The following is a 6,367-nucleotide window of genomic DNA, read 5'->3' on the forward strand; positions in this document are numbered from 1 at the left end:
CTAGCCCTCCTGGGGCTGTGGGTCGGGTTCCGCGCCTGGCGGAACAGGGGTGGGCGATTGCTGGTCGATTAGGGCGGCTTCGGCCGCGATCGCGGCGTCGTCCCAGTCCGGGTGCAAGGTCGCGACGAGCGTCCGAGTGGACGCGGCCCGCGCGGAGCGCAGCAGGTTGAGGGACTGGGCGACGGTGAGCGCGTCGGGGTCGGCCACCGGCGGAAACTCCACCCGCGGCCTTTGGGGGGTGACTCTCGCGCCGAAGACGTGCTGGTCGATGGCCAGCAGGGATTCGGCGATGGCGGCGAGTCCAGGCGCCCAGTAGGTGAGCTTCTTGCGGCGTGTCAACGCGGACCGCGAGTCGCGGGCGAGGACTTCGGTAGCGGTCAGCTCCGAGCCATCCGACCCGCCGAAGGATTGCGCCGAGTAACCGGCGCTCCTGACGATCTGGGCCAAGAGCGCTTCGGTGGTCGCGGACAGCTCGGCGACGCGGATCTGCGGCTGGATGAGTTGGAGCGCGCCGGCGTCGGGCGCGGGCCCCATGTTCATCGCGGTCAGCAGCTCGGCGTCGGCGTCAAAGCGTGCGCCCTTTCCGGGCCCTGCCGACTCAAGGAAGCTGTGCGGGACCAGCAGCCGCGCCTTGGCGAGCCGGACTTCCCTCATCCAGTCCGACCAGCGCTCATCCAGCGCGTCGAGGAACGGCTCTAGGCCATCGATGTCGGGACGGCCGAGCATCGCGGCGGCGGGGTTGTGTCGCCAGATCCGGCTGGGCCGGATGTTGGGGATGTAGGCGGCGGTGATCTGCTTGATCCCCGTGGCGATGCTGTCGCCGTCGGTCAGGTGCTGGACGAGCGGGGCGGTCGCTTGATGTTCCTCCAGCGGCACCCTCACGCCGAGGGTTTGAGCGTCACCGACGTACAAGCCATGAGAGATACGGCCAGGTGCGTGTTCCTCCAGGTGCCGAATCAGGGTCGTGCCGTCAGTAGACACCGTGCGGAAGAACGTGACGCTCATCAGGTGGCCATGCCGCCATTCCCCCACGGCGGCGTCTGGGTGAACCGTCGATATCCACGGCCGGTCGGCAAGCGCGGTGTCCCAGATGACGCGCAGCCACACGCCTCCCAAGGCAGCGCAAACCTCGGCGGCCTCACGCAGGGTGGCGTGCGCGGCCTCGTCGAGATGTTCGGCGAGCCGGTCGGTCGTAGCGTTATCGGACGCCAGCAACCGCGGCGGTTGGGACAGCAGCAGGTCAGCCGACAGGGCCGCGATGTCGGCGGCCGCCGGAACGTGGAGCTTCGTGATCGGCTGGCCGGGGGTGGGACGGGTGCCCCAGAACCAGCGAGCCAGCCGCTGGACCCACCCTGTAGACGGCGGCGGCGCGCCGGTGTAGGTGGCGGCGAGCGCGTCGGTGTCGCCGGAGTACCACGCCGACCACTCGTCGAACTTGGCGAATACGTTCTTCAACGGCTCAGGGGGCCATGGCACGTTCCCGCCGTCGGGCAGCATCGACCCCCCTCACAGCGTCGGAAATCCGTGGCGCCGGTCAGGCGGCAAGCGCTCCGCGCCAGAGCCCTTCGGTGGTGGCCAGCGCGTACCGGCCGGCGTCGAGCGAGTGATCGGCTGCTTTCACCGGGGCGTCGATGCCGCGTTCAGCAGCCGCCGGATCCCAGGAGTAGGACCCGATCTCGTCGATCCATCCCTGGCACGAGGCGTGGACGCGCAGCGTGTCGGTGGCGAGCAGGGACGACACCAGGCGGATGCCGTCAGCGACCGCGTTGTTGGCCGGGTAAGGATTGAGTCCGTCGCGGTGTGCCTGGGCGATGAAGGATGCCGCCGACGGGTCGACGGCGAGGTATCGGTGGCGTCCGGGGCCGTCCTCGCTGTCCATCCAGGCCGTCAGCCGTCCGGAGTACTCGACGTCGGTTAGCTGCCGCCGTGCGTGCTTGCTGTCGTAGCGCCATTCGTGCGTGAGGTAGAGCCGCCCATCGCGGCCCAGTCCCAACGCCAGCGCGGCGAACGGGTTGGTGGTGCCGTAGTCACAGCCGATCGCGAGACGGTCGACCAGTTCAGGCAGTTCCGTGACGACGTGGGTGTCCGGATCCCACATGTCATAGACGGCGCCTTCGGCCAGACACCATTCGCCCAGCACGAACCGGCGATAGAAGAGACCGACGTACTCCTTCTTGAGCGAGGCGATGTAGTCGGCGGTGAGCCAAGGATTGTCGTCAAGGACGAAGTGCCACGACCTCAAGTTGAGGTCACGGCGAGAGAGAAAGTTCCGCCGCAGCCAATGCCCAGGCCCATCCGGGTTCGTCGTGGCCAGTAGCCGAGCTCCGGGCACACGGAGGCGACTCAGGCACATCGTGAAGAAGGCTTCGGGCACCAGGGTCGCCTCGTCGACGTAGATGAGCGAGGCGGTCGCACCGCGAATCCGGCCCTCGGCACGAACATCGTTGGCGCCGACAAGGTGGACGGTCCGGCCGAAGATCGTGCAGATCGAGGAGCCGCGGGTGTGCGCCACATAGACCGACAGCGGGCCGAACGGTCCCGCTGGCTGCATCAGGACATCGATCAGGTTCCGCTCGATGGTCTGTAGCGTCCGGCCGACGATGAAGATCAGGCCGTTGTCGGGGGCCCGTGCGACGGCGATGAGGAAGGCGAGCAAGGACGCGATGGTCTTGCCGCTGGATACTGCGCCCGACCATAGGGAGATTCGGGCACCTTCGGACTCGATCACCGAGCGGAGTTGCTTGGGCGACAAGATCCGAGTGACCCGATCGAGGTCGATCACACCGTGTCCTCCGGCGGATCAGTCTCAGATTCCTCGCCTGGTGTTTCGGTGGCCACGCCGGTGGTCGGGTTCTCGCCTGTGAGCGCGGTGTAGGCCAGACCGAGCGCGGCGCGCAGTTCACCGACCATCGTCCTGCCGGCCTCGGCGCCGTTGTCGGCGTCGACGCTTTCCAGCTTGAGTGCCTTGTCCAGGCAGATCGCCAGCGCCGTGTATCCGGCCTGCTGGTCTCGCAGCGGCGGGAGCTTGGTCGTCACCAGTTCAGGACCGTCCGGGCCGCTGATGACTTGGGTGTAGGGCTCCCAGGATCGGGCGCGGAATCGCTGCGCGTCGGCGTACAGATCCGCGATCAGCGAGGCCCGCAATGCCTTGGCGTCCATCTGGGCGGCCTCTGTGGCCTTGGCCGTGTTGGTCCGGTCGAACGCCTTGGGGTTCCCGGCTTGGCGGGCCAGCTTAGTCACCACCGAGGGGGCGACACCGTGCTTGCGGGCGATGGCGTTGCGGGACAGTTGCCCGCTGTCGATGTCCGCGATGATCGCGGCGCGAACGTCGTCCGACAGGCGAGGCGGCACTCGGGCACCACCCCCAGCAAGCGTCGACGATCAGGTTTCGCGCAGGTGACGTAGCTTGCGCGGAGCCGTCTCGGAGGGGGGCTGGGAGTCGGGCGTCAGCCCGAACAGCCGCGCCCATCGAGCGATCATCCCGTCGGCCTGGTTGCGAATGGCCAGCGCCGGGTTAGGGACGAGGGCCTGGCCCTCGGCGATCAGCATCCCCGCTTCCTGAACGAGTTGGTCGGACTCGGCGTAGGTGGCGACCGATGTACAGAGCAGGGCGAATGAGTGCGCGGTTGCTGCGGTGAGGGTGCCCGGCGCGGTAACGGGTGCGAGCTGGGCCCACACGTTGCGGGCGTCGGGGGCGAGCCAGGCGGGCGGCTCGACGGCGGCGGGGCCCTTGCCGCCGTCGAGCGGTTCCGTTTCGTCAGCCATCAGGACCCGGAGGTACGGCCCCCGCTACGGGACGCGGCCGTCCGCTCCCGGTTGGCGCTGGCGCCGCGGCCACGGCGGCGAAGACCACCGAACATGGCGGCGACCCTGTTACGCATGTCGTCACTCCTTCATCTGTAGGTTCAGGATCTCTGCGGCGCGGTGGCCGTCGAGGTACTTGTCGCCCAGCACGTCCAAGCCCGTGTCCGCCAGGAACTGTTCCTTGTGGTCACGGGACGGGAAGTGCACGACGACCCAGTGAGGGGAGTCCAGGATGTAGGGCGGATCGGGGTCCGGCGGGGCGATCAGTGCGGTGAACAGAGCGTCCAGTTCGGCGGCCGCGTCCGTCACCAGGTCACCGGTGGGCGTCAGCCCTGCGAGTGGGTCGGGGCGAGAGGCCGTGTTCATCCGGTCGGCGGCTGCGTCGTTGATCGCCCGCGAGTTCAGCAGGGCCTTGGCACGGTCGCGAGCGGAGCGGGCCGGGCGCGGGCCGAGCTTGGCCGCCAGCGCGGGACCGTCGACGTACCGGCGTTCGTCGGCCGGCACGCCGGTTGCCTCGCAGAACGCGGCGGGGTGTTCGGGCTTGCGGAAGCAGAACGCCAGCCAGAACTCCGAGTCGGTTGCCAGCTCGAACCTTTCGGCTTCCCGTCGCGCCCGTTCGCGGAACCCTTGGCGGCGTTCGGCCTCCTCAGCGTCCAGGTCCGGTTCGGGGTCCGGTTCCGGTTCTGGCGTCGGCTCGGGCTCGCCCTTGGCACGAGCGGAGCGTGCGGCGAGTAGGGCCTTGGCGGCGTCAGATAGTGGCACGGGTGAAGTCCAGGTCTGCGAGGGGGAACCACTGAAGAACGCGTTCGTAGTCGTCCGGCGCGTAGGTGCGCAGCTGCGCGACGAACCGGCGGTCCAGTCCGTCGAAGCTGCGCCCGAACCAGAGGTAGTCGGGAGGTAGGCGCACGCCCGCGCGTTCGATCGCGTTCATCACATCGGCCTTACGCCAGTCCCAGACCACCTTCTGGGTCCGGGCCCGTTCGTTGACCGGGCCGTAGGTCTTGATGGCCATACGGCGGTTGGGTGAGTCGGTGGCCCTCACTCCGTCGCACACCCAGGTGTCCGGCGGCAGTCCGAGCTCGTCGCGGACGATGGCGTTCAGTTCGTCGTAGGTGATCATCGGCAGGTTGGCCGCTTCGATCACGCCGCATCGCTCGGGAGGCTGGAACACCAGGTTGTTCAGCCATCGGTAGAGCGTGGGGTGCGGCAGGTCGAGGATCGGGCGGTCGCATTGGAAGTACTCGGCGAAGTACTCCAGCGATTCCGTGACGAACCGCAGGCCGGGGATGAGGTGCAGGTGGTAGGGGATGACGTTGGCGCCTGCGTCTCGGAGGGCCAACCATGCCGCGATGCTGTCCTTTCCGCGGCTGAACGACAGGAGCACCGTGGTGCCTGCCAGGTTGGCGCGCAACTCGGCGGACGGGGTGACGCCGGAGATGATGACTGGCATGTATTCACTCCCTAATGACTAGGGATACTGAGTCTAGAACCGGCTGCCTGACCCCTTAGACACCCCTGTGCCCTTGCCCCTTCTGCCTGCCCAAGCACAGTAGGCGGGTAGCCCATCAGACCTTGCCAGATCTACCGGGGCCGTTGCCGATGGGAGCGGATTGGCCCCTCTTACCGGACGGTCAACCTGTGCATGAGCTGGCCGGATGCCCAGTTCATGAATTCATACCCCATGAGACTTGACATGATTTTTCCGGATGGCTTAATCTAGCCCTGTCAGCACAACAGACCGGGACACCGGAGGTATGCATGGCCGGTCGGAACTACAAGAAGATGATCAAGGCCCTGCTCGACAAGGCCGAGCACCCCAACACCAACCCGGAGGAGGCCGCAGCCTGCGCTGCCAAGGCGGCAGAGCTGATGATGCGGTTCGGCATCGACGCGGCCCAGCTCCGGAAGGAGTCCGGGCGCAAGCCCGAGGACATCGAGATGTTCACGCTCGAACTGCCGGGTGACCACGGGACTGTCCTGATCGAGGCGCTGTACCCAATTGCCCAGGCGATGGGTGCCAAGTGCGTGGTGATCGATGGCGACCTGGTGATGGTCGGAACCGTCTCCATGCTGGAGAACCTGGAGATACTTCTCGCCAGCCTCCAGCTCCAGATGATCGGGTCTTCCAACGCGGCCGGTGACGCTCACGAGGCCAAGCTCCGCAAGCAGCACCCGGACTGGGACGACGAGCTGATCGCGGACATGACCGACCGCTGGGTGTGGGACTACATCCGTGGCTTTGGCCGGGGTGTGGCCGAGAAGATCGCGAAGAAGCGACAGATCATCATCGACGAGTCCCCGGGCAACGAACTGGTGCTCCAGACCGAACAGGACCGAATCCGGGCCCAGTTCCACAAGATGTTCCCCCACCTGAGGCCGATGCGTCAGCAGGGCTACTCCAGCGCGGCGGCGCAGCGAGAAGGATTCGCAGCCGGGAAGATGGCCGATGTAGGGGACGGCTACGTGGGTGGCCAGGCCACCCGGGCTCTGACCCGGTGATCCGGTGACCGAAGCGACCCCCGGCGGGATACCTGCCGGGGGTCGTCCCTGTGAGCAGGGTCCG

7 protein-coding genes are annotated in these 6,367 nt (G+C 67.5%); 1 reads left to right on the plus strand and 6 read right to left on the minus strand.

The genetic code is table 11. From position 1 onward, the window contains the following. From ABZ801_RS01085 to ABZ801_RS01110, 6 genes are all read right to left on the minus strand, one after another. Positions 1-1,497 (minus strand): hypothetical protein, encoded by a 1,497-nt coding sequence (locus ABZ801_RS01085; RefSeq protein ID WP_360691052.1) that lies wholly within the window; start codon positions 1,495-1,497, stop codon positions 1-3. A gap of 37 nt (positions 1,498-1,534) precedes the next feature. Further along, complete coding sequence (locus ABZ801_RS01090) at positions 1,535-2,782, minus strand: PBSX family phage terminase large subunit (RefSeq protein ID WP_360691055.1); 1,248 nt, start codon at positions 2,780-2,782, stop codon at positions 1,535-1,537. After that, positions 2,779-3,351 (minus strand): hypothetical protein, encoded by a 573-nt coding sequence (locus tag ABZ801_RS01095; protein ID WP_360691058.1) that lies wholly within the window; start codon positions 3,349-3,351, stop codon positions 2,779-2,781. Before ABZ801_RS01095 ends, ABZ801_RS01090 begins: the two co-directional genes overlap by 4 nt. A gap of 30 nt (positions 3,352-3,381) precedes the next feature. After that, positions 3,382-3,765: a P27 family phage terminase small subunit gene (locus ABZ801_RS01100; RefSeq protein WP_360691061.1), complete on the minus strand. Its 384-nt coding sequence runs from the start codon at positions 3,763-3,765 to the stop codon at positions 3,382-3,384. Between the two features lie 120 nt (positions 3,766-3,885). Continuing rightward, entirely contained in the window at positions 3,886-4,566 is a 681-nt protein-coding gene (locus tag ABZ801_RS01105; protein WP_360691064.1) for a hypothetical protein, read from the minus strand. Continuing rightward, the gene (locus ABZ801_RS01110; RefSeq protein ID WP_360691067.1) at positions 4,553-5,254 is read right to left on the minus strand and encodes a hypothetical protein; all 702 of its coding nucleotides are present in this window, start codon (positions 5,252-5,254) and stop codon (positions 4,553-4,555) included. The genes ABZ801_RS01105 and ABZ801_RS01110 overlap by 14 nt, the downstream gene beginning before the upstream one ends. Before the next feature lie 308 nt (positions 5,255-5,562). Here ABZ801_RS01110 and ABZ801_RS01115 point away from each other — a divergent pair, with 308 nt between their 5' ends. Then, positions 5,563-6,303 (plus strand): DUF2786 domain-containing protein, encoded by a 741-nt coding sequence (locus tag ABZ801_RS01115; protein WP_360691070.1) that lies wholly within the window; start codon positions 5,563-5,565, stop codon positions 6,301-6,303. Positions 6,304-6,367: the final 64 nt, after the last annotated feature.

The organism is Actinomadura sp. NPDC047616, assembly GCF_040642915.1.
GTDB classification, from domain to species: domain Bacteria; phylum Actinomycetota; class Actinomycetes; order Streptosporangiales; family Streptosporangiaceae; genus Spirillospora; species Spirillospora miaoliensis.

Excerpts from the sequence above, each read along its gene's own strand:
- ABZ801_RS01085 (WP_360691052.1), bottom strand. The coding sequence starts at position 1,497 with ATGCTGCCCGACGGCGGGAACGTGCCATGGCCCCCTGAGCCGTTGAAG.
- ABZ801_RS01100 (WP_360691061.1), bottom strand. The coding sequence starts at position 3,765 with ATGGCTGACGAAACGGAACCGCTCGACGGCGGCAAGGGCCCCGCCGCC.
- ABZ801_RS01110 (WP_360691067.1), bottom strand. The coding sequence starts at position 5,254 with ATGCCAGTCATCATCTCCGGCGTCACCCCGTCCGCCGAGTTGCGCGCC.
- ABZ801_RS01115 (WP_360691070.1), top strand. The coding sequence starts at position 5,563 with ATGGCCGGTCGGAACTACAAGAAGATGATCAAGGCCCTGCTCGACAAG.